Here is a 26,623-nt window from a genome sequence, read left to right as displayed (position 1 = left end):
TCCCATTCTGCGTCATACTCGGCAGACCTATTGCCCGGTTCTCGCCATGCGTTCACTGCTCCCCGTCACCCTGGTCCTGCTGCTCGCCGCCTGCGGCGATGGCGAATCGCTGCTCCCGCCGGACGCGCGCCTGCCTGACGGTGGGCGGTACCGGGGGCAGGTGGTCGATGGCCTGTTGCAAGGCGAGGGCCGGATCGACTACCCCAACGGCAGCTGGTACGCCGGTACCTTCAAGGACGGCCAATGGCACGGCCAGGGCGAATGGCACGGCCGCAACGGCGAGGTGTATCGCGGCCAGTTCGCCGCAGGGCTGTTCCAGGGGCTGGGCGAGCTGACTACCCCGGGCAGCCACTATGCCGGCACCTTCAGCCACGGCCGCCGCGACGGCGAAGGCACCCTCAAGCAAGCCGACCAGACCTACCGCGGCCAGTTCAAGGACGACCTGTACGAAGGCGCCGGCGAGCTGGAACTGGCCGACGGCAGCCGCTACCAGGGCCTGTTCGCCAAGGGCAAGCCCAACGGCGCCGGGGTGCGCAGCGATGCCAGCGGCAACCAGTTCAGCGGCCACTTCATCAATGGCCAGCTGGAAGGCAGCGGCACCTACGATAGCGTTGACGGCGAGCAGTACATCGGCGAGTTCAAGGACAACCGCCTGGAAGGCCGTGGCCGCTACGAAAATGCCGATGGTGATGTGTGGATCGGCGAATTCAAGGACGGCTCGCTGGTTGGCGAAGGCGAACTGCTGGGCAGCGATGGCAGCCACTACAAAGGCACCTTCGCCGACTGGCGCCTGTCGGGCCAGGGCAGCCTGCAGCTGGCCGACGGCAGCAAGTATATCGGTGGCTTTCTCAACGATGCCTACCACGGCCAGGGCCGGCTGATCCTGGCCAACGGCAAGGTCGAAAGTGGCACCTGGAGCAACGGCGTGCGCGTACGGGACCAGAACGGCAAGCTGTTGCCTGACCCGCTGGACCTGGCGCTGCTCAACCAGGGCCATTTGCTGGATGAAGCGTTGGCCCGGGTACCGCGCTCGGCGCCACCAGTTCAGCTATACAGCCTGGTGGTGGCCGGCGATGGCCAGCAGAGCGTGTTCATGCGCGAAGCCGACTATGTCAGCAACATGCTCAAGGTGCGCTTTGGCGCCAGTGGCCAGGTGACCCTGGTCAACCACCGCGACCACATGACCACCCGAGCCATGGCCACACGCGAAAACCTGACCCGCGCCGCCCGCACCCTGGCCGAGCGCAGCGGCCCCGAAGACCTGGTGTTCATCTATCTCACCAGTCATGGCAGCCAGGACCATCAGCTGGTACTCGACCAACCGCGCCTGCAGCTGGCCGATCTGTCTGCCGACGAGCTCGCGAGCGCGCTGGCACCGCTGAAGAACCGCGACAAGGTGATTGTCATATCCGCCTGCTATTCAGGGGGCTACATCACGCCGCTCAAAGATGAGCGCACGCTGATCATGACCGCCGCCCGGGCCGACCGCGTGTCTTTCGGTTGTTCGGAAGAAGCCGATTTCACCTATTTCGGCGATGCCCTGTTCGCCGAAGCGCTGAACCAGACCGACGACCTGAAACAGGCGTTTGAACTGGCGCGCGCCAGCGTTGCCGAAAGAGAACAAAGGGAAGGTTTCGAGGCCTCCGAACCGCAGCTGTGGGCGCCGCCGAAGGTGCTTGAGCACTGGCAGCACCTGCGCCGGCAACAGGCCGAAGAAGCATTGCGTAACGCCGCACAGGCCAACGTGGGGGAACAGGCGCAAACGCCCGGCAGCCACTAAGCTTGTGTGTAACAAGGGAGAGACATCATGTATTTGACGCCTCAGCATGTCCTGCTTGCCGGTGCCACGGGTCTGACAGGTGAACACCTGCTTGACCGTCTGCTCAACGAGCCCACCATCACTCGCGTACTGGCGCCTACCCGCCGGCCATTGGCCGAGCACCCGCACCTGGAAAACCCGGTAGGCGACCCGGCTGTGTTCCTTCCACAACTGGGTGGGCGGGTCGATATCGCCTATTGCTGCCTGGGCACCACGCTGAAGCAGGCCGGTTCCGAATCGGCCTTCCGCGCGGTGGACCTGGACATGGTGGTGGCTTTCAGCAAGCGTGCCCGGGAGTTGGGCGCGCGGCATCTGCTGGTGGTCAGTGCATTGGGCGCCGACCCGAAATCGTCGATTTTCTACAACCGGGTCAAGGGTGAGATGGAGGAGGCTCTCAAGGCTCAGGATTGGCCGCAGCTGACCATCGTGCGGCCGTCGTTGCTGCTGGGTGAGCGGGTCGAGCCGCGGCTCGGCGAACAGTTGGCTTCGCCGTTTGCCAAGCTGATACCCGGGAAGTATCGGGGGATCGAGGCTTGTACCTTGGCCCGGGCGCTGTGGCGGCTGGCGCTGGAGGAAGAGGACGGGGTGCGGATTGTGGAGTCGGATGAGTTGCGCAGGTTGGGCAAGAAGTAGGCTTCACTTGTGATGGCCTCTTCGCGGGCACGCCCGCTCCCACAGGTACAGTGATCACATGAAGATTACACAGATCCTGTAGGAGCGGGCGTGCCCGCGAAAGGGCCCTTACAGGCCACCAGTGGCCTGGAAGCCCACACCGGCCGCTGTCAGCAACGACAACGGCAGCAACAAGGTATCGAGCAACATGCTCCCCGGCAGGTCCAGCCCCGGATACGCTGGCGCCTCAGCCCCGTAATGAACCCGCGGGCAGCACCCGCCATTGATCACATACAAGTCCAACCGGGTACCGGCATACACCACCGGTGCCCCGGGCTTGTTGGCATCCAGCGTGCGCACCGTGGCGCAGCCACCGAGCAGCACCAGCGCCAGCAAGCCCACCAGCGCTCGCTTCAATCATCCACCCCGAAGTGGTGCTCACCCCAGCGCGGCAACATGTCCTGGGGAATGTTCAGCAGGTTGAGAATGCGCGCGACCACGAAGTCGACCAGGTCGTCGATGGTCTGCGGCTGGTGATAAAAGCCCGGCGCCGCCGGCAGGATCACCGCGCCCATCTGCGACAGCTTGAGCATGTTCTCCAGGTGGATGGTGGAGAACGGCGCCTCGCGCGGCACCAGGATCAGTTGGCGGCGCTCCTTGAGGGTAACGTCAGCAGCACGTTCGATCAGGTTGTTGCAGGCACCAGTGGCAATCGCCGACAAGGTCCCAGTGGAACAGGGCACCACTACCATTGCCGCCGGGGCGCCGGAGCCCGAGGCCACCGGCGACATCCAGTCTTCCTTGCCATACACGCGGATCTGCCCGTCGGCAGCGCCGGTATATTCGGTGAGGAAGGCCTGCATCGCCTGTGGCTTGGCCGGCAGCACCACGTCCGTCTCGGTAGCCATCACCAGTTGCGCGGCCTTGGAGATCAGGAAGTGCACCTCGCGGTCCTCACGCACCAGGCAGTCGAGCAGGCGCAGGCCATACTGGGCACCAGAGGCGCCCGTCATGGCCAGGGTGATGCGTTCCGGCCCGCTCACTTCAGTGCCTCGGCCAGCTTGCCGTGCAGGCCGCCGAAGCCGCCGTTGCTCATGATCACCACATGGGTACCTGGGCGGGCCTGGCCCTTGACCCGCTCGATGATCGCTTCGAGGCTGTCGGCCACCACGCTGGGCACTTTGCATTGCGCGGCGGTGGCAGCCAGGTCCCAGCCAAGGTTGGCCGGGGCGTACCAGATCACCTGGTCGGCGTCGTTGACGCTTTCCGGCAGGCCGTCACGGTGGGCACCGAGCTTCATCGAGTTGGAGCGCGGCTCGATCACGGCGATCACCGGGGCTTCGCCAACGCGCTTGCGCAGGCCGTCCAGGGTGGTGGCGATGGCGGTCGGGTGGTGGGCGAAGTCATCGTAGATGGTCACGCCCTGCACTTCGGCAACCTTCTCCATACGCCGCTTGACGCTCTTGAAGGCGCTCAGGCCTTCGATGCCCATGGCTGGCACCACGCCTACATGGCGCGCCGCTGCCAGGGTAGCCAGGGCGTTGGCGACGTTGTGCTGGCCAGTCAGCGCCCAGTCCACCACACCCTGCGCTTCGCCGTCGAACAGCACTTCGAAGCGCGAGCCGTCGGGGCTGAGCAGACGGGCTTGCCACTGGCCACCTTCGCCGGTGGTCTGCACCGGGGTCCAGCAACCCATGCCGATCACCCGCTCCAGCGCCTGTTCGGTGGTGGGGTGGATGACCAGGCCTTCGCTGGGAATGGTGCGTACCAGGTGGTGGAACTGCCGCTCGATCGAGGCCAGGTCGGGGAAGATGTCCGCATGGTCGAACTCGAGGTTGTTGAGGATCGCCGTGCGCGGGTGGTAGTGGACGAACTTCGAGCGCTTGTCGAAGAAGGCGCTGTCGTACTCGTCGGCTTCGACCACGAAGAACGGCGTATCGCCCAGGCGCGCCGACACCGAGAAGTTCTGCGGCACACCGCCAATCAGGAAGCCCGGGCTCATGCCAGCGTGTTCCAGCACCCAGGCCAGCATGCTGCTGGTCGTGGTCTTGCCGTGGGTACCGGCAACGGCTAGCACCCAGCGGCCCTGCAACACGTGGTCGGCCAGCCACTGCGGGCCGGAAACATAGGGCAGCCCCTTGTTCAGCACGTACTCCACCGCCGGGTTGCCACGCGACATGGCGTTGCCGATGACCACCAGGTCTGGCGCCGGGTCCAGCTGGGCCGGGTCATATCCTTGGGTCAGCTCGATGCCCTGGGCTTCAAGCTGGGTGCTCATCGGTGGATAGACGTTGGCGTCCGAGCCGGTGACGCGGTGGCCAAGTTCCTTGGCCAGCACCGCCAGCGAGCCCATGAAAGTGCCGCAAATACCGAGAATGTGAATATGCATGGTCGACCTCGCAAAACATCGAGGCAGGGTAGCCCAGGGCGCGACAAATCGCACCAGATGTTTCGCTCAGTCGGCTCTGGTGATGCCGTGTTTGCGCAGTTTTCGATACAAGGTATTGCGGCTGATGCCCAAGTGCTCGGCGACACGGGTGAGGTGCCAGTGTTTTGCATCTAGCGTCTCCAACAATGCTTGCCGCTCCGCATCCTGTAGGAGCGGCCTTGTGTCGCGATCGGGCTGCGACGCAGCCCCTGCAGATTGGTCGGCGCTGCTGAGACCCTGGGGCCGCTCTGCGGCCCTTTCGCGACACAAGGCCGCTCCTACAGGGACGGTGCTGTTGCGGAGAATGGTGGGGAGATCCGGGAACACGATGCGGGAGTCTTCGCAAAGCGCCACCAGGGTACGCAGCACGTTGCGCATCTGCCGCACGTTGCCCGGCCAGGCGAAGTCGAGCAGTGCCTGCCGCGCCCTGGGCTCGATATCGATCGGTTCTCCCTGCGCCTCCTGACGCAGCAGAAAGTCCAGCAACTGCGCCTTGTCACTGCGCTCGCGCACCGCAGGCAATGCCACTTCCAGACCATTCAGCCGGTAATACAGGTCCTCGCGGAAGCTGCCCTGCTCCACCCGCTCCAGCAGGTCACGGTGGGTCGCGCTGACGATGCGCACGTCTACCGCCTGCGGCTCGCCACCGATCGGCACCACCTGGCGCTCCTCCAGCACGCGCAGCAGGCGGGTTTGCAGGGCCAGTGGCATGTCGCCAATCTCGTCCAGCAGCAAGGTGCCGCCATCGGCCTGCAGCAGCTTGCCGCGCATGCCTTCCTTGCGTGCACCGGTAAAGCTGCCGCCGCGGTAGCCGAACAGTTCGCTCTCGATCAGGCTTTCCGGGATCGAGGCGCAGTTGATGGCGACGAACGGCTTGCCGCGCCGCTCGCTGGCCTGATGCACGGCCTGGGCAAAAGCCTCCTTGCCACAGCCGGTTTCGCCGCGCAGCAACAGCGGCACATCGCGCTCGAACACCCGCACGCTGCGGCGGAAGTCGTTTTGCAAGGCGGGGTCGAGCAGGCAGATAAGCGGCTCCACTTCCCGCGTGGGCCGCGGCTGGGCGGCTGGCACCGACCACACCGGTGCGCGAGCCTGGCCACGCAGGCTGGCGAACACCTGGCGCCCGTCCAGGGTATGCAGCGGCCACGCCGTGCTGCCGCCAGGCGTGGCGCGGCTGAACAGTTCGTCGTGGCTGCAAGCGAAAAAGCGTTCCAGCGGTTTGCCCAGCACGCCACCACGCACCGTGCCCAGCAGGTTCAGCGCGCTCTGGTTGGCGGCGCAGATGCGCCCGTCACCGTCGAACGCCAGCAGGCCTTCGCTGAACAGGCCGACCGACTCGGCCTGCAGGTGAAAACGCAGCAGCCATTGCTGTTCGAAATGGCGCAGGAAGTAGCAGCTTTCGATCATCTTCGCCGACAGGTTGACCAGGGCCATGGTGTGGAACTGGCTCTGCCGGGAAACGTCGGGCCGCGCCGAAGACACATCCAGCACTGCCAGCAGCTCGCCATGCGGGTCGAACACCGGGCTGGCCGAGCAGGTCAGGCCGGTGTGGCGACCGCGGAAGTGCTCGTTCTGGTGAATGGTCAGCGCCTGGCGCTCGACCAGGCATGTGCCGATGCCGTTGGTGCCCTCGCGCGCCTCGCTCCAGTCAGCGCCCAGCCACAGCCCGGCACGCTCGAAGCTGCGCCGCTCGGTCGGCGCGCTGACGCAATTGAGGATCACCCCACGGGCATCGGTCAGCAGCACCGCATGGCCGGCCCCGGAAAGCTGCTGGTGCAGGCTGTTCATTTCATGGTCGGCAATCTGCAGCACCTGGCGCAGGCGCTCGCGGCTTTCCAGCAGGCGCCCATGCTCGAGCACCACCGGGGCCTCGATCACCGACGGGTCGAGGTGGTAGTCCTCCAGGCAGCGTAGCCAGGAGCGGGCGATGGACGGGTCACTGCCACCCTCCCCGGCCCCACCATGGGCGACGGTATGGACTTGCTGGGCATGGCGACTGAAATGATTGCTCTGCATTGTTGTAGTTCTCCGCAGATAGAGAGTCTCGCCAGCATCCTCCACCCGGGAAGGCTTTGCAATGCACCCTCCGGTTACGTGTCGCAAATGGCACAAAGTGTCACCCCCGCGCGTACCGGCGCTGGCACAGAGATCGTGGGCCAGGCCCAAAGAACCGAGCCAAGTCATTGATTTGCCTGGCGCTCGAAACGCTGGCCCAACCTTTGCTCTACGCTTTCCAACTCCCTAACAAACACAATAGCCAGGAGACACACCATGCGTTACGCACATCCCGGTACCGAAGGCGCGAAGGTTTCCTTCAAGAGCCGCTACGGCAACTACATCGGTGGTGAGTTCGTTCCTCCGGTAAAGGGGCAGTACTTCGAAAATACCTCCCCGGTGAATGGCAAGCTGATCGCTGAATTCCCTCGCTCCACTGCCGAAGACATCGACAAAGCCCTGGATGCCGCCCACGCTGCGGCCGACGCCTGGGGCCGCACTTCAGTGCAGGACCGCTCCAACGTTCTGCTGAAGATCGCCGACCGTATCGAGCAGAACCTCGAACTGCTGGCCATTACCGAAACCTGGGACAACGGCAAGCCGATCCGCGAAACCCTCAATGCCGACATTCCGCTGGCGGTCGACCACTTCCGCTACTTCGCTGGCTGCATCCGCGCCCAGGAAGGCGGCGCCGCGGAAATCAACGAAGGCACCGTGGCCTATCACATCCATGAGCCACTGGGCGTGGTCGGGCAGATCATCCCGTGGAACTTCCCGATCCTGATGGCCGCCTGGAAACTCGCCCCGGCCCTGGCCGCCGGCAACTGCGTGGTGCTCAAGCCTGCCGAACAGACCCCGCTGGGCATCACCGTGCTGCTGGAAGTGATCGGTGACCTGCTGCCAAAAGGCGTGCTCAACGTGGTGCAAGGCTATGGCCGCGAAGCCGGTGAAGCACTGGCCACCAGCAAGCGCATCGCCAAGATCGCCTTCACCGGCTCGACCCCGGTTGGCTCGCACATCATGAAATGCGCCGCCGAGAACATCATCCCGTCCACCGTCGAACTGGGCGGCAAGTCGCCGAACGTGTATTTCGAAGACATCATGCAAGCCGAGCCAAGCTTCATCGAGAAGGCGGCCGAAGGCATGGTGCTGGCGTTCTTCAACCAGGGCGAGGTATGCACCTGCCCGTCACGGGCACTGGTACAGGAGTCGATCTACCCGCAGTTCATGGAAGTGGTGATGAAGAAGGTGCTGCAGATCAAGCGCGGCGACCCGCTGGACACCGACACCATGGTCGGAGCGCAGGCCTCGCAACAGCAGTTCGAGAAGATCCTGTCGTATCTGGACATCGCCCAGAAGGAAGGCGCCGAGTTGCTGACCGGTGGCAAGGTCGAAAAACTGGAAGGCTCGCTGGCCACCGGTTACTACATCCAGCCGACCCTGCTCAAGGGCAACAACAAGATGCGCGTGTTCCAGGAAGAAATCTTCGGCCCGGTGGTCAGCGTCACCACCTTCAAGGACGAAGCCGAAGCCTTGGCAATCGCCAACGACACCGAGTTCGGCCTGGGTGCCGGCGTGTGGACCCGCGACATCAACCGTGCCTACCGCATGGGCCGTGGGATCAAGGCTGGCCGCGTGTGGACCAACTGCTACCACCTGTACCCGGCGCATGCCGCGTTCGGTGGCTATAAGAAGTCGGGGGTCGGGCGTGAGACGCACAAGATGATGCTCGACCACTATCAGCAGACCAAGAACCTGCTGGTGAGCTACGACATCAATCCGTTGGGCTTCTTCTAAACCGCGTCGCCTTCTTCGCGGGTAAACCCGCTCCCACAGGTACTGCGCTTGCTTAAGGCGCTGTACACCCCCTGTAGGAGCGGATTCACCCGCGAAGAGGCCAGGCCTGCATATACAAAACCCAGAGCGGTAACCGTGCACCAACGCTCTGGCTCGCTTCCTGCAGTACCCATCACCATCGGCCCGGAACCCGTCCGGCCACCAAGAAAAACAACAGGTGAAACTATGCCAAGCGATCATTCCGCCGGCTCGCCGGCAGGCTCTTCCGTCGACTTCGAAAAAGTCGGCTCGGACTATTTCCAGCAACGTGAACTGAAAAAAGGTGCCGCCGGCTGGGTCCTGCTGGTCGGCCTGGGCGTGGCCTACGTCATCTCCGGCGACTATGCCGGCTGGAACTTCGGCCTGGCCCAGGGCGGCTGGGGCGGCATGTTCCTCGCCACCCTGCTGATGGCCACCATGTACCTGTGCATGTGCTTCTCGCTGGCCGAACTGTCGTCGATGATCCCCACCGCAGGCGGCGGCTACGGCTTTGCCCGCAGCGCATTCGGCCCCTGGGGCGGCTTCCTCACCGGCACGGCGATCCTCATCGAGTACGCCATCGCCCCCGCTGCCATCGCGGTGTTCATCGGCGCCTACTGCCAGTCACTGTTCGGCATCGGTGGCTGGATGATCTACCTGGCGTTCTACATCGTGTTCATCGGCATCCACATCTTTGGCGTGGGTGAGGCGTTGAAGCTGATGTTCATCATCACCGCCATCGCAGCCATCGCCCTGGCCGTGTTCCTGGTGAGCATGGTGCCCCATTTTGATGCAGCCAACCTGTTCGACATCGCCAAAACGGACGCTGTGGGCGCCAGCAGCTTCCTGCCGTTCGGCTATGTCGGCGTGTGGGCGGCCATCCCCTATGCCATCTGGTTCTTCCTTGCCGTAGAGGGCGTGCCGCTGGCTGCCGAAGAAACCAAGAACCCCAAGCGTGACCTGCCCCGCGGCCTGATCGGCGCCATGCTGGTGTTGCTGGCCTTCGCCCTGCTGATCCTGGTGGTCGGCCCCGGCGGCGCAGGGTCCGAAGCACTGAAAGCGTCCGGCAACCCGCTGGTAGAAGCCTTGTCCAAGGCCTACGGCGGTAGCACCTGGATGGGCGGCTTCGTCAACCTGGTCGGTCTGGCCGGGCTGATCGCCAGCTTCTTCTCGATCATCTACGCCTACTCCCGGCAGATCTTCGCCCTGTCCCGCGCCGGTTATCTGCCGCGCAAGCTGTCGGAAACCAACAAGAGCAAGGCCCCGGTACTGGCCTTGATCATCCCCGGGATCATCGGCTTTGCCCTGTCGCTGACTGGCCAAGGTGACCTGCTGATCCTGGTGGCGGTGTTCGGCGCTACCCTGTCGTACGTGCTGATGATGGCCGCGCACATCACCCTGCGCATCCGCCGGCCGAAGATGGAGCGCCCATACCGCACCCCCGGTGGCATCTTCACCTCGGGCCTGGCACTGGTACTGGCCTGCATCGCCGTGGTCGCCGGCTTCCTGGTCGACCCACGGGTGGTGATTGGCGCCGCAGTGATCTATGCGGTATTAATTGCCTACTTTGCTTTCTACAGCCGCCACCACCTGGTCGCGGGTACACCGGAAGAGGAATTCGCCGCGATCCAGAAGGCCGAAGAGGCCTTGCACTGATCGCCGCCACCCGCCGTGGGGCAACCCACGGCTCTGGAGACTCTGTATGGCAAGTTTCGTACACACGGTCGGCCACCTGGTCTACCGCTTCGACAGCCTCAAGGAAGTGATGGCCAAGGCCAGCCCCGCCCGCTCGGGGGACTACCTGGCGGGCGTGGCGGCCAGCAATGATGGCGAACGGGTCGCCGCGCAGATGGCCCTGGCCAATATCCCGCTGACGCATTTCCTCAACGAAGCGCTGATCCCTTACGAAGATGATGAAGTCACGCGCCTGATCATCGACACTCACGACGCCCAGGCCTTCGCCCCGGTCAGCCACCTGACCGTGGGTGGCCTGCGCGACTGGCTGCTGAGCGAAGAGGCCAACGAGGACAGCCTGCGCAGCCTGGCACCCGGGCTGACGCCGGAAATGGCCGCAGCGGTGTCGAAGATCATGCGCGTGCAGGACCTGGTGCTGGTGGCACAGAAGATCCGCGTGGTCACCCGGTTCCGTGGCACCATGGGCCTGCGCGGGCGCCTGTCGACCCGGCTGCAGCCCAACCACCCGACCGACGAGCCGGCCGGCATCGCCGCCAGCATTCTCGACGGCCTGCTGTACGGCAACGGTGACGCCATGATCGGCATCAACCCGGCCACCGACAGCATCGCCTCGATCTGCGCCCTGCTGGAGATGCTCGACGCCATCATCCAGCGCTACGACATCCCCACCCAGGCCTGCGTGCTGACCCACGTCACCACCTCGATCGAGGCGATCAACCGTGGCGTACCACTGGACCTGGTGTTCCAGTCCATTGCCGGCACCGAGGCGGCCAACGCCGGGTTCGGCATCAACCTGAACGTGCTGCAGGAAGGCTACGAAGCGGGCCTTTCGCTGAAACGCGGCACCCTCGGGCAGAACCTGATGTACTTCGAAACCGGCCAGGGCAGCGCGCTGTCGGCCAACGCCCACCACGGCGTCGACCAGCAGACCTGTGAGACCCGCGCCTATGCCGTGGCCCGCCACTTCAAGCCGTTCCTGGTCAACACGGTGGTCGGTTTCATCGGCCCCGAATACCTGTACAACGGCAAGCAGATCATCCGCGCCGGCCTCGAAGACCACTTCTGCGGCAAGCTGCTGGGAGTGCCGATGGGTTGCGACATCTGCTACACCAACCACGCCGAAGCCGACCAGGACGACATGGACACCCTGCTGACCCTGCTGGGCGTGGCCGGGATCAACTTCATCATGGGTATCCCAGGCTCCGACGACATCATGCTCAACTACCAGACCACCTCGTTCCACGACGCGCTGTACGCGCGCCAGACCCTGGGCCTTAAGCCTGGGCCGGAATTCGAGGCATGGCTGGCCCGCACCGGCATCTTCACCCAGGCCGATGGCCGGGTGCGCTTCGGTGACAACCTGCCGCCGGCCTTCCGCCAGGCCTTGGCACAGCTTGCATAGGGATGACCATGGACCACCGCACGCCTACCCCCGAAAACCCCTGGCTGGCCCTGCGCAACCTGACCCCGGCGCGCATTGCCCTGGGCCGTACCGGCACCAGCCTGCCTACCGGTGCGCAACTGGACTTCCAGTTCGCCCACGCCCAGGCACGCGATGCCGTGCATCTGGCCTTCGACCATGCCGGCCTGGCTACCCAGCTGAGTGACCGCGGGCGCGAAAGCCTGGTGCTGCACAGCGCCGCCAGCGACCGCAACCAGTACCTGCAACGCCCGGACCTGGGGCGACGGCTGAGCGAAGATTCGGTTGCCGTGCTGCGCCAGCATGCCCAGGCCAACCCCGGCGGGGTCGACCTGGCCATCGTCGTCGCTGACGGCCTATCGGCGCTGGCCGTGCACCGCCACACGCTGCCGTTTCTGGCGCGCTTCGAGGAACAGGCCGCCGCCGACGGCTGGACCAGCGCCCCGGTGGTGCTGGTGCAGCAGGGCCGCGTGGCAGTGGCCGACGAGGTCGGTGAACTGCTGGGCGCACGGATGACCGTGATGCTGATCGGCGAACGCCCGGGGCTCAGCTCGCCCGACAGCCTTGGCCTTTACTTCACCTATGCACCAAAGGTCGGCCTGACCGATGCCTACCGCAACTGCATTTCCAACATCCGCCTGGAGGGCCTGAGTTATGGCATGGCGGCGCACCGCTTGCTGTACTTGATGCGCGAAGCCTGCCGGCGCCAGCTTTCCGGGGTGAATCTAAAGGACGAGGCCGAGGTCCATAGCCTGGAGAGCGAAAACAGCACCGGCCAGAAAGGTAACTTCCTGCTCGGCAAAGGATAAAAAACATGTCACGGAAGGCGGATTGCACTTGCGCCAAGCATTGGGCAGCATGCCTTTGAAAGCTGCTGGCAATCCGCTGTTTCCCCTAATGGACTCTGAGGGCCGCACATGCGCATCATCAAGGCAACCCTGGAACACCTCGATCTGCTTACGCCGATGTTCGTCAAATACCGCGAGTTCTATGGGCAGCTACCCTACCCCGACAGTTCGCGCAGCTTCCTGGAAAAGCGCCTGAAGCGGGATGAGTCGGTGATCTACCTGGCGCTACCCGATGATGATGACGGCAAGCTGCTGGGCTTCTGCCAGCTGTACCCGAGCTACTCGTCGCTGTCGCTGAAGCGGGTATGGATTCTCAACGATATCTACGTGGCCGAGGACTCGCGGCGCATGCTGGTGGCCGACCACCTGATGCGCGAGGCGAAGAAAATGGCCAAGGAAACCAACGCCGTGCGCATGCGGGTGTCGACCAGCGCGGACAATGAGGTAGCGCACAAGACTTACGAATCCATCGGGTTTCGTGAGGATAACGAGTTCAAGAGCTATATCCTGCCGATCAGCCAGGATTGACCTGCACCGGCCCTTTCGCGGGCTCGCCCGCTCCCACAGGTACAGCACAGCCTTAGGAAGCAGTGATATCCCTGTGGGAGCGGGCATGCCCGCGAAAGGGCCGGTACAGGAATACCCCCTGCCGTAACCCCCCGCTACAAACTCCCCGGGCATGATCCTGACTTAGCCGTATAATGGCCCACCTGTCGTGTGTGAAAATTTACCCATCCGCAGGTAACCGAGCCTACGCCCAAGAACACAGGTGCTGTACATGGATTTCAACCCGCTGGACCTTATCCTGCATCTCGATGCCTACCTCGATCTGCTGGTCACCAACTACGGCCCCTGGATCTACGCCATCCTCTTCACCGTGATCTTCTGTGAAACCGGGCTGGTGGTCATGCCCTTCCTGCCTGGCGATTCGCTGCTGTTCATTGCCGGCGCCGTGGCCGCCGGTGGCGGCATGGACCCGTTGCTGCTGGCCGGCCTGCTAATGGCCGCCGCGATCCTCGGCGACAGCACCAACTATGTGATCGGCCGCACGGCGGGCGAGCGGTTGTTCAACAACCCCAACTCGAAGATCTTCCGTCGCGACTACCTGCAGCGTACCCACGACTTCTATGAACGCCACGGCGGCAAGACCGTGACCATGGCGCGCTTCCTGCCCATCCTGCGCACCTTTGCGCCGTTCGTCGCCGGCATCGCCCACATGCACTACCCGCGCTTCCTCGGTTTCAGCGTCGCCGGTTCGCTGCTGTGGGTCGGTGGCCTGGTGACCCTGGGCTACTTCTTCGGCAACGTGCCATTCATCAAACAGCACCTGTCGCTGATGGTGGTGGGCATCATCATCCTGTCGCTGGTACCGATGATCCTCGGCCTGCTGCGTGGCCGCCTGGGCCGCACGGCCAAAGCGCACTGAAACTTGCCGATGTGGTCGTTCAGCGCCTGGCGGCGCAAGCGCACCCTGGCGCGCTATCCCATCACCCCCCAGCAATGGCAGGCCGTGCGCGAGCGCCTGCCGATCCTGGACGGCATCACTGACGAAGAGGATCGCTGGCTGCGTGAAGCCTGCATCCTGTTCCTGCTCGACAAGCACCTCACCTGCCTGCCCGGCGTCGAGCCGGATGACGAGCAGCGCCTGTTGCTGGCCGCCCAGGCGCAGTTGCCGCTGCTGCACCTGGGCGAGCTGAACTGGTACCAGGGTTTCCACGAAATCATCCTCTACCCCGACGACTTCAAGAGCCCCCAGCGCCACCGCGATGCCAGTGGCGTGGAGCACGTGTGGGACGGTGAGCACAGCGGCGAAGCCTGGCAGCAGGGCCCGATCATCCTCGCCTGGAGCGGCGTGCTGGCCAGTGGTGGCTGGGAGGCCTACAACCTGGTCATCCATGAACTGGCGCACAAGCTCGACATGCTCAATGGTGATGCCAACGGCCTGCCGCCGCTGCACAGCGGCATGCCCGTGGATGAATGGGCAACCGCCATGCAACAGGCCTATGACGACCTCAACCGCCAGCTGGACGCCAACCCCGACGCCGAAACCGCCATCGATCCATATGCCGCAGAGAACCCCGCAGAGTTCTTTGCCGTAACCAGCGAGTACTTCTTTAGTGCTCCCGACCTGCTGCAACAGGCTTATCCACAGGTCTACCGCCAGTTGTCGCTGTTCTACCGCCAAGACCCGCTGGCGCGCCTGTGCCGGCTGCAGGCCGAACACCCGGAATACCGCGAAAGCCACGCCTGACGGGGCCGCACATCAGGCCAGGCGTGGCATGCCCATGCAGAATGTGCCTATAATCGCCGCCACTTTTTGGTCAAACACGGGGGCACTGCCCAATGAGCTACAGCAAGATTCCGGCGGGCAAAGACCTGCCGAACGACATCTACGTCGCCATCGAGATCCCGGCCAACCACGCGCCGATCAAATACGAGATCGACAAGGACAGCGATACCCTGTTCGTCGACCGTTTCATGGCTACCCCGATGTTCTACCCAGCCAACTACGGCTTCATCCCGAACACCCTGGCCGATGACGGTGATCCGCTGGACGTGCTGGTCGTTACCCCTTACCCGGTAGCCCCAGGTTCGGTTATCCGCGCCCGTCCGGTCGGCGTGCTGAACATGACCGACGACGGCGGCGGCGACGCCAAAGTCATCGCTGTTCCTCACGACAAGCTGTCGCAGCTGTACGTCGACGTGAAGGAATACACCGACCTGCCAGCCCTGCTGATCCAGCAGATCGAGCACTTCTTTGCCAATTACAAAGATCTCGAGAAGGGCAAGTGGGTCAAGATCGAAGGCTGGGAAGGCGCTGACGCCGCCCGCGCCGCGATCACCAAATCGGTTGCTGCCTACAAGGGCTGATGCCGGTTGCATGAAGAACCCCGCCTCGGCGGGGTTTTTTTATGCCTGATGGATGGCTGGTCGCCCTGGCACTGGATGACCTGCCTGCGCAGCACTTTTGTGGGAGCAACTGTCTTGCTCAAATTCTAGATGCCGGCCCGCTCCCACAGGAACCGCGCACTTGCCTGGGAGAGTAAAAAATCCTACGCAGTCCTACTCCAACGCCCTACAAACAGGCGCTTTTCACACAAGCCCCATCAACATCCGGTTCATATCCTTACTGGCACCCCGCCGCTACACTCGCCGCCATGAACACATCCGGTGACAGACTCAAAGCCCTCCTCCACGAATGTGGCCTGACCCCTTCCGATTTCGCCGCACAGCGCAGCGTCACGCCCCAGCACGTCAACAACTGGCTCAAGCGCGGCGTGCCCCTGGCCCGGCTGGACGAAATGGCGGACCTGTTCTGCGTGCATCGTCGCTGGTTGCGCACGGGCGAAGGCCCCAAACACCACAACCCGATCCTGCGCACCTGCCCACCGGAGCCGGCGCCCGCCAACCCGCGCACGCCGCTATCGGCGCAAGGCGGCCGTACATTGAAGGTGCCCTTTTACGAGTTGCACAACGGCCTGCTGTCGCCCGTGGCCGGCAAACACCTGTGCCTGCCCGCAAAAGCCCTGAAAGGGTTGGGAGTGCATGCCGACGACGCCATCTGCCTGGCCATGCCCGCCAGCAACATGACCCCGCTGATTCCGCTGCAAGCTACCCTGGCCATCGACCTGAGCATGACCCAGGTGGTCGAGGGCGAAACCTATGCCCTGCTGCACAACGGCGTGCTCAGGGTTAACAACCTCAGCCTCGGCCAGCACGGCACGCTGTACCTGCACAGCCATGATCGGCGCAACTATGCGGTCGAACGCTACACCGCCGCCCAGCGCCAGACACAAGGGCTGAAGATCCTGGGCTGGGTGTTCCACTGGTCGCATTTCCGCCAGCAACGGCCCGACTGAAACAACCTGTGCCATTTTTTGCTGGGCATCCTGCGCGCGCCCTTGTATGCTACGCCGCACATTCAGCCCCGACCGGCGCAAGCCGCGGTCCAGAGGGCTCGGCGATATCCCACACGGGCATCTGCCATCTCTTTCAGGCCCTTGATGGCCACACAGTTAAGGCGATTGCGGCTTACCATAAATTAGTCGGAAGCGTCCCCGAGAAGCCGGCCACAAGCCGGCTTTTTAATGCCCGCCATTCCCATCCTCTGAAACTTTCTGCAGCCTTCCCATGGCCAGGGAATCGCCGCTGCGTGAGCGAAAAAAATCTCATTCGCCATTTATCTGACACTATACTAACGCTCATCCGAAAATCGTCGGATAAATGACGTTTCGCGTGGAGCTTTCACCCTCCTGATCTAGGCTCAAGCCATATGGGAGGAGGTGTAGTCCATGCGCAAATTATTGATTGGCTCGTCGATCCTGGCTTGTCTCGTGGTGTTGGGCGGCTGGTTGAGTCGACCGCAGCCGGTGCCGGTCAGGCTGCTGGAAGTTGAGCGGGGGCCGGTGGAGACGGTGGTGGCCAACACGCGCGCGGGTACGCTGAAGTCCTGTCGACGCTCGCACCTGTCCTTCAATGTCGGCGGCCAGGTTGCCGAGTTGCTGGTCAGCGAGGGCCAGCGGGTCCAGCCGGGTCAGGTGCTCATGCGCCTGCGGCAGGACGAGCAACAGGCCAGGCTACAGGAATCCGAGGCGCGGCTGGAGGCCCAGCGCAACAGCCGCGAACAGCGCTGCCAGCAAGCTCTGCTGGACCGGCGCGACCTTGATCGCCTGGGCCAGTTGGCCGACCGCAAGTTGATTGCCGCCGACCGCCTCGATCAGGCCACGACCAAGGCCAACCTGGCGAAACTGATGTGCAGTGCCAGTGCCGTGCTGATCCGCGAGGCCGACGCCAACCTGCAGCTGCAGCGTTCACTGCTGGAACAGACAACTCTGCGTGCACCTTTCGCCGGCATCGTTGCGGAAATCAACGGCGAACTCGGCGAGTTCGTCACCCCTTCGCCGCCAGGTATTCCCACGCCTCCAGCAGTCGACCTGATCGACGACAGCTGCCTGTATGTAGAGGCACCGATCGATGAGGTGGACGCTGCCCGGGTTCACCCAGGAACCGCCGTACGGATCAGCCTGGATGCCTTCCGTGGTCAGCATTTCACCGGCCGCGTCAGCCGCATCGCGCCCTATGTGCGCGAACTGGAGAAGCAGGCGCGCACCGTCGATGTCGAGGTGCGCTTCGACCAGCCGCCGGCAGACCTGGCCCTGCTCACCGGCTATAGCGCCGATGTCGAGATCCTCCTGGAGCAGCACGCGGGCGCCTTGCGCATCCCCACCGAGACCCTGCTGGAGGGGCAGCGCGTGCTGCGATATGACCCAAGCGCCCGGGTGTTGCGCGAGGTGCAGGTGCAAACCGGGCTGAGCAACTGGCGCTGGACCGAGGTGCTTGCAGGGCTGGACGAGGACGCACGCATAGTCGCCAGCCACGAGCAGGAAGGGCTCAAGGATACCGTGGCGGTGATCCCGGTGGATGCCGCGGAGACCGAGAAATGATCCGCCTGCGCGGCGGCAGCCGCAGCTTCCAGTTGGGCGAACAGCAGGTGATGGGGCTGGATGGCCTGGACCTGGACATCGCCGCCGGTGACTACATGGCGGTGATGGGCCCGTCGGGCTCGGGCAAGTCGACCTTGCTGAACATCCTCGGCCTGCTCGACGCGCCGAGCGCCGGCGAATACTGGCTGCAGGGCGAGGCCACGGCGGCCCTGAGCGAGGCGCGCCGCGCCCAGTTGCGCAGCCGGCTGATAGGTTTCGTGTTCCAGTCCTACCACCTGATCGCACGGCTGACGGTGCTGGAAAACATCGAGCTGCCGATGGTCCTTGCCGGCATTGGTGCGGCACAACGGCGCAAGCGCAGCAGCCAGTTGGTGGCACGCCTGGGGCTGGGCGAGCGCATTGCCCACCGCCCGGCCGAGCTGTCCGGTGGCCAGCGCCAGCGCGTGGCGATCGCCCGGGCGATGGTCATGCAGCCGGCGCTGCTGTTGGCCGACGAACCCACCGGCAATCTCGATAGCCAGGCCGGCGCAGAGGTCTTCAGCCTGCTGGAGGAGCTCAACGGCGAGGGCCTGACCCTGATAGTGGTGACCCACGATGCCAACCTGGGCGCCCGTGCACAGCGCCAGCTGCACATGCGTGATGGGCGGATCCACAGTATTGCGCCGCAGTGGGCGCTGGCCTGATGCGCGCTGCCGATGCCCTGGGCTTCTGGCTAGGTGCCTTGCGTGGGCATCGCTCACGCAGCCTGATGCTACTGCTGGCCATCGCTATCGGGGTGGTCGCGGTCAATCTGCTCACCGGTCTTGGCGCGGGGGCGCGGGCCTTCGTCCTGAACGAGTTCTCGCTGCTCGGGCGCGACATACTCATCGTTTTCCCAGGGCGCAAGGAAACCACCGGGCGAATGCCGCCGCTCACCGGGCTGACGCCACACGAGTTGACCTTGCAGGATGTCCAGGCCATCACCCGGTTGCCGGGCATCCGCCGGGTCGCGCCGCAGCAGGCCGGGCAGATGGAGGTGATAGTCGGCAACCGCAATCGTGAAGTGCTGACGCTGGGCACCACCCGGGACTTCTTCGCCATTCGCCAACTGACCGTCGTACAAGGCCAACCCCTGCCGACGCTGGACCCTGAGCAGGCCGAAGCCGTCTGCGTGATCGGCGGCAAACTCCGGCGCGAGCTGTTCGGGGCTCGCCCGGCCCTGGGTGAATGGTTGCGCGCTGGCGACCGGCGCTTCCGGGTGGTCGGCATTCTCGGCGAGCGGGGCGAATCGCTGGGGATGGATTTCGCCGAGATGTTGATCATCCCGGTGGCCAGCGCCCAGGCCTTGTTCAATAGCGAAGGGTTGTCGCGGGTGTTTGTCGAGGTGCATGGTCCGAGCTTTCTCGACCGTAGCAAGCAGCTGATACTCGCCGCGCTCAAGGAGCGTCACGAGGATGAGGAGGACGTTACCCTCGTCAGCCAGGACAGCCTGCTCAGCGCCTTCGACCAGATACTCGCGGTGCTGACCCTGGCGGTGGCCGGCATTGCCGCGATCAGCCTGCTGGTGGCAGGCATCCTGATCATGAACGTGACCTGGATTGCAGTAAGCCAGCGCAGCGCCGAGATCGGCCTGCTCAAAGCCATAGGCGTGACGGCGGCGCAGCTGCGCCTGCTGTTCCTCGGCGAGGCGGCGCTGTTGGCCCTGACAGGGGCACTGGCAGGGCTGCTGCTGGCCGAAACCTTGCTCTGGCTGGGGCGCCTGGCGTTCGATCTGCCGCTCTATGCCCCCTGGTGGGCGCGGGCTGGCGCAGTGCTGCTGGCACTCGGCACGGCGCTGCTGTTCGCCTGGCTGCCGGCCGCTCGGGCCTCGGCGCTGGAGCCGGTGGCAGCGCTACGCCCGCCAGGGGCGCACTGATGCGCTGGCAAGATGGTTTCCGGCTGACCAGCTCGGCGCTGACCTGCCGCCCGCTGCGCAGCCTGCTGACCCTGCTCGGGGTAGCGATCGGCATAGCCGCCGTGGCGCTGCTCACGGCCATAGGCGAAGGCGTGCGCGGCTATGTGCTGGAGAACTTCTCGCAGTTTGGTACGCGGATCATCACCATGCGCCCGGGCAAGACCCAGACCAGCGGCCTCGGCGGCCTGCTTGGCAGCGTGCGGCCACTGACCATCAGTGACACCGACGCCCTGCGGCGCTTGCCGCATGTCGAGGCGGCGGTGCCGATCATTCAGGGCAGCGGGAATATCCAGTTCGGTCAACTGAGCCGGCGCAGCGACATTCTCGGTGGCGGCCATCAGATGGCGCAGGCCTGGCGCATGCAACTGAGCCTGGGCGAGTTCCTGCCCCCGGCCCGTGACGGCCGTTCGCCGCCCTATGTGGTGCTCGGCCATCAGCTGCGTACCGAGCTGTTCGGTGCGCGCAACCCGCTGGGTGAGCTGATCCGCGTCGGCGGCGTACGTTTCCGGGTGATCGGCGTGATGGCGGAGAAAGGCCAGTTGCTCGGTTTCAACCTTGACGATATCGCTTACATCCCGGTGGACTGGGCGGAAGGCCTGTTCAACCGCACCGGGGTGGTCAAAGCCCATGTGGTGTTTGGCGCCGGTACCACTTCACGGGCGTTGAGCCGGCAGATTCGCGAGGTGCTCGGCGAAAGACACGGTGCGGAGGACTTCAGCCTGACCACCCAGGACGACATGCTGCGCAGCTTCAACCGCGTTCTCGGCACCCTGAGCCTGGCCATTGGTGCCTTGGGGGGCATTTCGCTGTTGGTCGGCGCCGTCGGCATTCTCACCATCATGACGACCACTGTGGGCGAGCGCACGGCAGAAATCGGCCTGTTGCGGGCGATTGGCGCCAGTCCGCGGCAGGTACTTGGGTTGTTTCTCGCTGAAGCGACGCTGCTGTCCCTGGCCGGTGGCCTGCTTGGCCTGCTGTTGATGGGCCTGCTGCTGGGGCTACTGCACCTGGCCATGCCCAGCCTGCCCTTGGCGCTGCAACCGCTGTTTCTGCTGCTGGCGCTGCTGCTGGCGGCGGTGCTCGGCATTCTCGCCGGCCTGGCCCCGGCCGTGCGGGCGGCTCGCTTGCATCCGGTCGCGGCGCTGCGCATCGAGTAGCGGCCAGGCCAAAGACCCCCTTGATGGGGCTGCTTTGCAGCCCTTCGCGGGCACGCCCGCTCCTACAGAATACATAACCCAAAGATTTCGCAGGGCCTTGTGGGAGCGGGTTTACCCGCGAACACCGGCAAAGCCGGTGCCATATACCGTGTCGCATTCTTCGCGGGTGAACCCGCTCCCACAGGGCGCGCGGCGCGCTTACTGAATTTGACCCACCACAAGCTGACAGAAAAGTAATCTGAAACTCAGCCAGCTGACAGCGCAGGTCCGCTAGCGTTAAGGAAGATTGTGGGGGCTTCTAGCCCCACGGGCTGGGGCGTTGAACCGCCTGAATACCAGCAACTTTTCGACTGACTGGACGCAACGGCATGCAAAGCAAAACCACCAGACGCTCTTTCGTCAAAGGCCTGGCCGCTACCGGACTGCTTGGCGGGCTTGGCATGTGGCGCGCGCCGGTCTGGGCCGTGACCAGCCCGGGCCAACCGAGTGTGCTGAGCGGCACCGACTTCGACCTCTACATCGGTGAGCTGCCGGTCAACATTACCGGCGCTTCGCGTACAGCGATGGCCATCAACGGCTCCATTCCCGGGCCCATCCTGCGCTGGCGCGAAGGCGATACCGTCACGCTGCGTGTGCGCAACCGCTTGCAGCAGGACACCTCCATCCACTGGCACGGCATCATCCTGCCGGCGAACATGGACGGCGTGCCGGGCCTGAGCTTCCATGGCATCGCCCCCGACGGCATGTATGAGTACAAGTTCAAGGTCCAGCAGAACGGCACCTACTGGTACCACAGCCACTCCGGTTTCCAGGAGCAGGTCGGGGTGTATGGCGCCCTGGTCATCGACGCGAAAGAGCCTGAGCCGTTCACCTATGACCGGGACTACGTGGTCATGCTCAGCGACTGGACGGATGAAGACCCTGCACGGGTGCTGTCCAAGCTCAAGAAGCAGTCCGACTACTACAACTACCACAAGCGCACGGTGGGCGATTTCGTCAACGATGTGAGCGAAATGGGCTGGTCCGCCGCGGTAGCCGACCGCAAGATGTGGGCCGAGATGAAAATGAGCCCCACCGATCTCGCTGACGTGAGCGGCTACACCTACACCTACCTGATGAACGGCCAGGCCCCCGACGGCAACTGGACGGGCGTGTTCAAGCCGGGCGAGAAAATCCGCCTGCGCTTCATCAACGGCTCGGCCATGACGTATTTCGATGTGCGAATTCCCGGCCTGAAGATGACGGTTGTCGCGGCGGACGGGCAGCATGTCAGACCCGTTGCGGTCGACGAGTTCCGCATTGCCGTTGCCGAAACCTACGATGTCATCGTCGAACCCGAAAGCGAGCAGGCTTACACCATTTTCGCCCAATCCATGGACCGTACCGGGTATTCCAGGGGCACTCTGGCGGTTCGCGAGGGCTTGCAGGCCCCTGTTCCCGCTGTCGATCCACGGCCGACCATTTCCATGAGCGATATGGGCATGGACCATGGCGGTATGGGCGGCATGGATCACGGCAGCATGGCCGGCATGGACCACGGTGACATGGCTGGCATGGACCACGGCAGCATGGACCATGGCAGCATGGCCGGCATGGACCATGGCGAAATGGCTGGCACCAGCGCGCCCATGCAGAGCCACCCAGAGTCCGAGACCAACAACCCCCTGGTCGACATGCAAACGATGACCCCGACGCCAAAACTGGGCGATCCGGGCATCGGCCTGCGTGACAACGGCCGCCGTGTGCTGACCTATGCCGACCTGCGCAGCACCTTCCCGGACCCGGACGGCCGCGCGCCTGGTCGCACAATCGAGTTGCACCTCACCGGCCACATGGAAAAGTTCGCCTGGTCCTTCGACGGCATCAAGTTTTCCGATGCCGAGCCACTGCGCCTCAAGTATGGCGAGCGCCTGCGCATCACCCTGGTCAACGACACCATGATGACTCACCCCATCCACCTGCATGGCATGTGGAGCGACCTGGAGGATGAGAACGGCAACTTCATGGTGCGCAAACACACGATCGACATGCCGCCTGGCTCAAAACGAAGCTATCGCGTCACGGCAGATGCCCTGGGGCGTTGGGCCTATCACTGTCACCTGCTGTTCCACATGGAAATGGGCATGTTCCGCGAAGTCCGTGTGGACGAATGAACTGGAGATCCGAGATGAGCAAACCAATGAAACGAAGCGCGTTTTTCCTCTCTGCTGCGATAGCCGGCCTGTTTGCAGTTTATGCCCCATCATCCTGGTCCGACGGCAACGATCAGCAGTCTGCCGATGCCAAGGAAGCCAGGAGTGCTCAAGGCATGGACCATGGTGCGATGAAGGGCATGGACCATGGCGCCATGAAAGGGATGGATCACAGCTCGATGAAAGGTATGAACCATGACGCCATGAAGGGTATGGACCATGGTTCGATGCAGGGCATGGACCACGGCAAGATGATGGAATCCCATGGCAGTAACAAAGCCAAGGCAGGGAAAGATGCTCAATAGCCTGGCACGACCATCGCTGCTGGCACTGACCGTTACGCTGGGGGCGCTGGGCGCTGCGCCCAGCTTCGCCGCTGAAGAAATGGACCATTCGATGATGGACCATGGCGAGATGGATCATGGCAGCATGCAGGGCATGGACCATGGCGCGATGAATCATGGAGCTATGAATCATGGAGCTATGAATCATGAGGCTATGAATCATGAGGCTATGAATCATGAGGCTATGAATCATGAGGCTATGAATCATGAGGCTATGGACCATTCGACAATGAACCAAGGCTCGGCGGATACACCGACAACAAGCCGTACCCCGATCCCGGTCCTGACCGACGCCGACCGCCAGGCAGCCTTCCCCCCATTGGGTGGGCATCAGATGCACGACAGTGCTATCAACAGCTTCTTCCTGCTGGATCAGCTCGAGTACCAGGATGCGGATGAAGGCAGCACGCTGGCCTGGGATGCTTCTGGCTGGGTAGGCGGCGATATCAACCGGCTGTGGATCCGCTCCGAAGGTGAACGTACCAACGGTGTCACCGAAGATGCCGAATTGCAGCTGCTGTACGGCCGCTCGATCAGCCCATGGTGGGATGTGGTTGCCGGGGTGCGCCAGGACTTCAAGCCTGAATCTCCCCAGACCTGGGCGGCGTTCGGTATCCAGGGCATGGCGCTTTACGACTTCGAAGCCGAAGCCACCGCGTTCATTGGCGAGAACGGCCAGACTGCCGCTCGCCTGGAAGGCGACTATGACATTCTGCTGACCAACCGCCTGATCCTGCAGCCGACCGCTGAAGCCAATTTCTATGGCAAGAACGACCCTGGGCGCGGTGTGGGTTCCGGCCTGGCAAATACCGAAGTCGGGCTGCGCCTGCGCTATGAAATTGTCCGCCAGTTCGCCCCCTACATCGGCATCACCTGGAGCCGCTCCTACGGCAAAACCGCCGATTTCGTCCGCGACGACGGTGGTGATGTGGATGAAGCGCGTTTCGTGGCCGGTATTCGCATGTGGTTTTGAGAACCAGACATGAAAAGAACAATAACAACGCTTGTTGCAGCAGGCGCAATGGCCAGCGTGGCCGTGCTGGGTGCTGCGTACTCCGGCCTGGTCAATGTGGGGGCCGATGATCCCCATTTCCCCGCCGTGCATGCCTTTCTGGCCATGGCACGGGACCGCTCGATCGCAGTACGGGCCAGGGACATCGAGGTGCCAGACCTGAAAGATGAAGCGCTGATTCGTACCGGCGCCGGTAACTACAATGCCATGTGCATCGGTTGCCACCTTGCCCCTGGCGTCGAGAAGACCGAGCTCAGCCAGGCTCTGTATCCATCACCCCCCAACCTGACCAAAAGCGGTATCGGTGGCGACCCTGCTGCGGCGTTCTGGATCATCAAGCACGGTATCAAGGCCTCCGGCATGCCGGCCTGGGGCAAGAGCATGGGCGATGAATACATCTGGGGCATCGTCGCCTTCCTGGACCAGCTACCCCAGTTGAACGCCGAGCAGTACAAAACGATGGTCGCGGCCAGTGGCGGCCACCAGCATGGTGGTGGCGAAAGTGAAATGCACAATCATGAAGGCCAGCACCGCGGCAACGTGCCTGGCCACCACAGTGAGCAGGCCTCGGGCGCAGGCCAGCATGATGAGGGGCATTCAAAGGCCCATACTCATCGTGATGGCAAGCAGCACATGCATAAAGACTGAAGGCAGCTTCGCCTTGCCCTCAGTTGTCACTCAGGGTATGCAGCACGCGATCCGCCAATGCCAGGCAACTGGTCAACCCCGGTGACTCGATGCCAAACAGGTTCACCAGCCCCGGCACTCCATGCTCGGCGGGCGTACTGATGACAAAGTCCGCCGCCGGGTCCTGCGGGCCGCTGATTTTCGGGCGGATGCCGCTGTAGGCCGGTTGCAGGCTGGCGTCGGGCAGGTCGGGCCAATAGCGCCGTACGGCGGCATAGAAGCTGTCGCCGCGCCGGGGGTCTACCGGGTAGTCGATATGTTCCACCCACTCCACATCCGGGCCGAAGCGCGCCTGGCCGCCCAGGTCGAGGGTCATGTGCACGCCCAGGCCGGCGTGCTCCGGTGCGGGGTACACCAGGTGCCGAAATGGCGCACGACCGCTCAGGCTGAAATAGCTGCCTTTGCATAGATAGGCCTTGGGCACATGAGCCGGATCGAGGCCGGTGATGTGCCCAGCGACTTCAACTGCCGATAACCCGGCGCAGTTGACCAGCCGCTGGCAGGTCAGGCTCATCGGCTCGGCACCGCCCATGTCCAGGCTGAAACCGGCCTCGATCACCCGCGCGGCAAGCAGTGGGGTATGCAGTACCAAGGTGGCGCCTGCGGCCTCGGCGTCACCCAGCAGGGCGAGCATCAAACCGTGGGAGTCGATGATGCCGGTGGACGGCGACCACAGCGCGGCGACACATGACAGCGCCGGCTCCAACTCACGCGCCTGGTCGGCGTCGAGCCATTGCAGGTCATCGACACCATTGCGCCGGCCCTGCTCCAGCAGGCGCTGCAAGCCTTCGACCTGGGCCGCATCGGTGGCGACGATCAGTTTGCCGAGGCGTTGGTATTCAACGCCCCGACTGTCGCAATAGGCATACAGGCGTTGCTTGCCCTCGACACACAACTGCGCCTTGAGGCTGCCATCGGGGTAATACAGGCCGGCGTGGATCACCTCGGAGTTGCGCGAGCTGACCCCGACGCCAATGCCCTCGCCCGCCTCGACCACCAGCACTTCATGGCCAGCCTGGACCAAGGCGCGCGCCACCGCCAGGCCGACCACGCCGGCCCCGACCACCACACACTCGATATCAACGCTCACCTGCACCTCGCTTGTCGAAAGGCTTGACTGGCCTGTATCACCCCAGGCGCCACTCTAATCAAGCGGGCCATCAGGTGTATACCGACAGGTTTGCAGCGCCTGTGAGACCGAGCGCCGCCCGCGGGCGGCGCT

At 63.9% G+C, this 26,623-nt stretch carries 24 protein-coding genes; 19 read left to right on the top strand and 5 right to left on the bottom strand.

The window, feature by feature from the left end:
* The first annotated feature begins 46 nt into the window (after positions 1–46).
* Positions 47–1,780, top strand: coding sequence for a C13 family peptidase (locus tag RR51_RS21755; protein ID WP_039614646.1), 1,734 nt, complete (start codon positions 47–49; stop codon positions 1,778–1,780).
* Between the two features lie 27 nt (positions 1,781–1,807).
* Complete coding sequence (locus tag RR51_RS21750) at positions 1,808–2,452, top strand: oxidoreductase (protein WP_039614645.1); 645 nt, start codon at positions 1,808–1,810, stop codon at positions 2,450–2,452.
* Positions 2,453–2,560: 108 nt separating this feature from the next.
* Here RR51_RS21750 and RR51_RS21745 read toward each other — a convergent pair whose 3' ends face one another.
* From RR51_RS21745 to RR51_RS21730, 4 genes are all read right to left on the bottom strand, one after another.
* Positions 2,561–2,848, bottom strand: a complete 288-nt coding sequence (locus tag RR51_RS21745; protein ID WP_039614644.1) for a YceK/YidQ family lipoprotein — start codon at positions 2,846–2,848, stop codon at positions 2,561–2,563.
* Positions 2,845–3,474, bottom strand: coding sequence for a flavin prenyltransferase UbiX (ubiX, locus tag RR51_RS21740; protein WP_013970698.1), 630 nt, complete (start codon positions 3,472–3,474; stop codon positions 2,845–2,847). Before ubiX ends, RR51_RS21745 begins: the two co-directional genes overlap by 4 nt.
* Positions 3,471–4,820 (bottom strand): UDP-N-acetylmuramate:L-alanyl-gamma-D-glutamyl-meso-diaminopimelate ligase, encoded by a 1,350-nt coding sequence (mpl, locus tag RR51_RS21735; protein WP_015268803.1) that lies wholly within the window; start codon positions 4,818–4,820, stop codon positions 3,471–3,473. The genes ubiX and mpl overlap by 4 nt, the downstream gene beginning before the upstream one ends.
* Before the next feature lie 66 nt (positions 4,821–4,886).
* Positions 4,887–6,875, bottom strand: a complete 1,989-nt coding sequence (locus tag RR51_RS21730) for a sigma-54-dependent Fis family transcriptional regulator (RefSeq protein WP_039614643.1) — start codon at positions 6,873–6,875, stop codon at positions 4,887–4,889.
* Positions 6,876–7,130: 255 nt separating this feature from the next.
* On the opposite strand from RR51_RS21730, the gene exaC reads away from it, so the two are divergent.
* From exaC to RR51_RS21645, 17 genes are all read left to right on the top strand, one after another.
* Positions 7,131–8,651, top strand: a complete 1,521-nt coding sequence (exaC, locus tag RR51_RS21725; RefSeq protein WP_003257045.1) for an acetaldehyde dehydrogenase ExaC — start codon at positions 7,131–7,133, stop codon at positions 8,649–8,651.
* Between the two features lie 225 nt (positions 8,652–8,876).
* Entirely contained in the window at positions 8,877–10,325 is a 1,449-nt protein-coding gene (gene eat / locus RR51_RS21720; RefSeq protein ID WP_013970695.1) for an ethanolamine permease, read from the top strand.
* Between the two features lie 46 nt (positions 10,326–10,371).
* The gene (locus tag RR51_RS21715; protein ID WP_013970694.1) at positions 10,372–11,766 is read left to right on the top strand and encodes an ethanolamine ammonia-lyase subunit EutB; all 1,395 of its coding nucleotides are present in this window, start codon (positions 10,372–10,374) and stop codon (positions 11,764–11,766) included.
* An 8-nt stretch (positions 11,767–11,774) separates the two neighbouring features.
* The gene (eutC, locus tag RR51_RS21710) at positions 11,775–12,593 is read left to right on the top strand and encodes an ethanolamine ammonia-lyase subunit EutC (protein WP_038410336.1); all 819 of its coding nucleotides are present in this window, start codon (positions 11,775–11,777) and stop codon (positions 12,591–12,593) included.
* Positions 12,594–12,701: 108 nt separating this feature from the next.
* Positions 12,702–13,160, top strand: a complete 459-nt coding sequence (locus RR51_RS21705; RefSeq protein ID WP_003257044.1) for a GNAT family N-acetyltransferase — start codon at positions 12,702–12,704, stop codon at positions 13,158–13,160.
* A 250-nt stretch (positions 13,161–13,410) separates the two neighbouring features.
* On the top strand, positions 13,411–14,058 hold the full coding sequence (locus RR51_RS21700) for a DedA family protein (RefSeq protein WP_025337547.1): 648 nt from the start codon (positions 13,411–13,413) through the stop codon (positions 14,056–14,058).
* 9 nt (positions 14,059–14,067) lie between these two features.
* Positions 14,068–14,883: a zinc-dependent peptidase gene (locus RR51_RS21695; RefSeq protein WP_039614642.1), complete on the top strand. Its 816-nt coding sequence runs from the start codon at positions 14,068–14,070 to the stop codon at positions 14,881–14,883.
* 92 nt (positions 14,884–14,975) lie between these two features.
* Complete coding sequence (gene ppa, locus RR51_RS21690) at positions 14,976–15,503, top strand: inorganic diphosphatase (RefSeq protein ID WP_003255365.1); 528 nt, start codon at positions 14,976–14,978, stop codon at positions 15,501–15,503.
* Between the two features lie 287 nt (positions 15,504–15,790).
* Positions 15,791–16,492, top strand: coding sequence for a LexA family transcriptional regulator (locus tag RR51_RS21685; protein WP_039614641.1), 702 nt, complete (start codon positions 15,791–15,793; stop codon positions 16,490–16,492).
* 432 nt (positions 16,493–16,924) lie between these two features.
* Positions 16,925–18,076, top strand: a complete 1,152-nt coding sequence (locus RR51_RS21680) for an efflux RND transporter periplasmic adaptor subunit (protein WP_039614640.1) — start codon at positions 16,925–16,927, stop codon at positions 18,074–18,076.
* Positions 18,073–18,759, top strand: coding sequence for an ABC transporter ATP-binding protein (locus RR51_RS21675; RefSeq protein ID WP_039614639.1), 687 nt, complete (start codon positions 18,073–18,075; stop codon positions 18,757–18,759). Before RR51_RS21680 ends, RR51_RS21675 begins: the two co-directional genes overlap by 4 nt.
* Positions 18,759–19,970: an ABC transporter permease gene (locus tag RR51_RS21670; protein WP_039614668.1), complete on the top strand. Its 1,212-nt coding sequence runs from the start codon at positions 18,759–18,761 to the stop codon at positions 19,968–19,970. The genes RR51_RS21675 and RR51_RS21670 overlap by 1 nt, the downstream gene beginning before the upstream one ends.
* On the top strand, positions 19,970–21,166 hold the full coding sequence (locus tag RR51_RS21665) for an ABC transporter permease (RefSeq protein WP_039614638.1): 1,197 nt from the start codon (positions 19,970–19,972) through the stop codon (positions 21,164–21,166). The genes RR51_RS21670 and RR51_RS21665 overlap by 1 nt, the downstream gene beginning before the upstream one ends.
* A 368-nt stretch (positions 21,167–21,534) precedes the next feature.
* Complete coding sequence (locus tag RR51_RS21660; protein ID WP_039614637.1) at positions 21,535–23,319, top strand: copper resistance system multicopper oxidase; 1,785 nt, start codon at positions 21,535–21,537, stop codon at positions 23,317–23,319.
* Positions 23,316–23,663, top strand: coding sequence for a hypothetical protein (locus RR51_RS21655; RefSeq protein WP_039614636.1), 348 nt, complete (start codon positions 23,316–23,318; stop codon positions 23,661–23,663). The genes RR51_RS21660 and RR51_RS21655 overlap by 4 nt, the downstream gene beginning before the upstream one ends.
* On the top strand, positions 23,653–24,675 hold the full coding sequence (locus tag RR51_RS21650; RefSeq protein WP_039614635.1) for a copper resistance protein B: 1,023 nt from the start codon (positions 23,653–23,655) through the stop codon (positions 24,673–24,675). The genes RR51_RS21655 and RR51_RS21650 overlap by 11 nt, the downstream gene beginning before the upstream one ends.
* Before the next feature lie 9 nt (positions 24,676–24,684).
* The gene (locus RR51_RS21645) at positions 24,685–25,362 is read left to right on the top strand and encodes a c-type cytochrome (protein WP_039614634.1); all 678 of its coding nucleotides are present in this window, start codon (positions 24,685–24,687) and stop codon (positions 25,360–25,362) included.
* A 19-nt stretch (positions 25,363–25,381) separates the two neighbouring features.
* Here the strand turns inward: RR51_RS21645 and RR51_RS21640 are convergent, their stop codons facing one another.
* The gene (locus RR51_RS21640) at positions 25,382–26,491 is read right to left on the bottom strand and encodes an NAD(P)/FAD-dependent oxidoreductase (RefSeq protein ID WP_039614633.1); all 1,110 of its coding nucleotides are present in this window, start codon (positions 26,489–26,491) and stop codon (positions 25,382–25,384) included.
* Positions 26,492–26,623 lie beyond the last annotated feature (132 nt).

It is taken from the genome of Pseudomonas sp. C5pp (genome assembly GCF_000814065.1).
Taxonomy (GTDB): Bacteria; Pseudomonadota; Gammaproteobacteria; order Pseudomonadales; family Pseudomonadaceae; genus Aquipseudomonas; species Aquipseudomonas asiatica.
Note: the sequence above shows the minus strand (reverse complement) of the source record. Positions and strands in the feature narration are given on the sequence as shown.

Bases quoted from the DNA above. Each gene is read 5' to 3' on its own strand.
- RR51_RS21755 (WP_039614646.1), top strand. From the start codon at position 47: ATGCGTTCACTGCTCCCCGTCACCCTGGTCCTGCTGCTCGCCGCCTGC.
- RR51_RS21750 (WP_039614645.1), top strand. From the start codon at position 1,808: ATGTATTTGACGCCTCAGCATGTCCTGCTTGCCGGTGCCACGGGTCTG.
- mpl (WP_015268803.1), bottom strand. From the start codon at position 4,820: ATGCATATTCACATTCTCGGTATTTGCGGCACTTTCATGGGCTCGCTG.
- RR51_RS21730 (WP_039614643.1), bottom strand. From the start codon at position 6,875: ATGCAGAGCAATCATTTCAGTCGCCATGCCCAGCAAGTCCATACCGTC.
- exaC (WP_003257045.1), top strand. From the start codon at position 7,131: ATGCGTTACGCACATCCCGGTACCGAAGGCGCGAAGGTTTCCTTCAAG.
- eat (WP_013970695.1), top strand. From the start codon at position 8,877: ATGCCAAGCGATCATTCCGCCGGCTCGCCGGCAGGCTCTTCCGTCGAC.
- RR51_RS21715 (WP_013970694.1), top strand. From the start codon at position 10,372: ATGGCAAGTTTCGTACACACGGTCGGCCACCTGGTCTACCGCTTCGAC.
- eutC (WP_038410336.1), top strand. From the start codon at position 11,775: ATGGACCACCGCACGCCTACCCCCGAAAACCCCTGGCTGGCCCTGCGC.
- RR51_RS21705 (WP_003257044.1), top strand. From the start codon at position 12,702: ATGCGCATCATCAAGGCAACCCTGGAACACCTCGATCTGCTTACGCCG.
- RR51_RS21700 (WP_025337547.1), top strand. From the start codon at position 13,411: ATGGATTTCAACCCGCTGGACCTTATCCTGCATCTCGATGCCTACCTC.
- RR51_RS21695 (WP_039614642.1), top strand. From the start codon at position 14,068: ATGTGGTCGTTCAGCGCCTGGCGGCGCAAGCGCACCCTGGCGCGCTAT.
- ppa (WP_003255365.1), top strand. From the start codon at position 14,976: ATGAGCTACAGCAAGATTCCGGCGGGCAAAGACCTGCCGAACGACATC.
- RR51_RS21685 (WP_039614641.1), top strand. From the start codon at position 15,791: ATGAACACATCCGGTGACAGACTCAAAGCCCTCCTCCACGAATGTGGC.
- RR51_RS21680 (WP_039614640.1), top strand. From the start codon at position 16,925: ATGCGCAAATTATTGATTGGCTCGTCGATCCTGGCTTGTCTCGTGGTG.
- RR51_RS21675 (WP_039614639.1), top strand. From the start codon at position 18,073: ATGATCCGCCTGCGCGGCGGCAGCCGCAGCTTCCAGTTGGGCGAACAG.
- RR51_RS21670 (WP_039614668.1), top strand. From the start codon at position 18,759: ATGCGCGCTGCCGATGCCCTGGGCTTCTGGCTAGGTGCCTTGCGTGGG.
- RR51_RS21665 (WP_039614638.1), top strand. From the start codon at position 19,970: ATGCGCTGGCAAGATGGTTTCCGGCTGACCAGCTCGGCGCTGACCTGC.
- RR51_RS21660 (WP_039614637.1), top strand. From the start codon at position 21,535: ATGCAAAGCAAAACCACCAGACGCTCTTTCGTCAAAGGCCTGGCCGCT.
- RR51_RS21655 (WP_039614636.1), top strand. From the start codon at position 23,316: ATGAACTGGAGATCCGAGATGAGCAAACCAATGAAACGAAGCGCGTTT.
- RR51_RS21650 (WP_039614635.1), top strand. From the start codon at position 23,653: ATGCTCAATAGCCTGGCACGACCATCGCTGCTGGCACTGACCGTTACG.
- RR51_RS21645 (WP_039614634.1), top strand. From the start codon at position 24,685: ATGAAAAGAACAATAACAACGCTTGTTGCAGCAGGCGCAATGGCCAGC.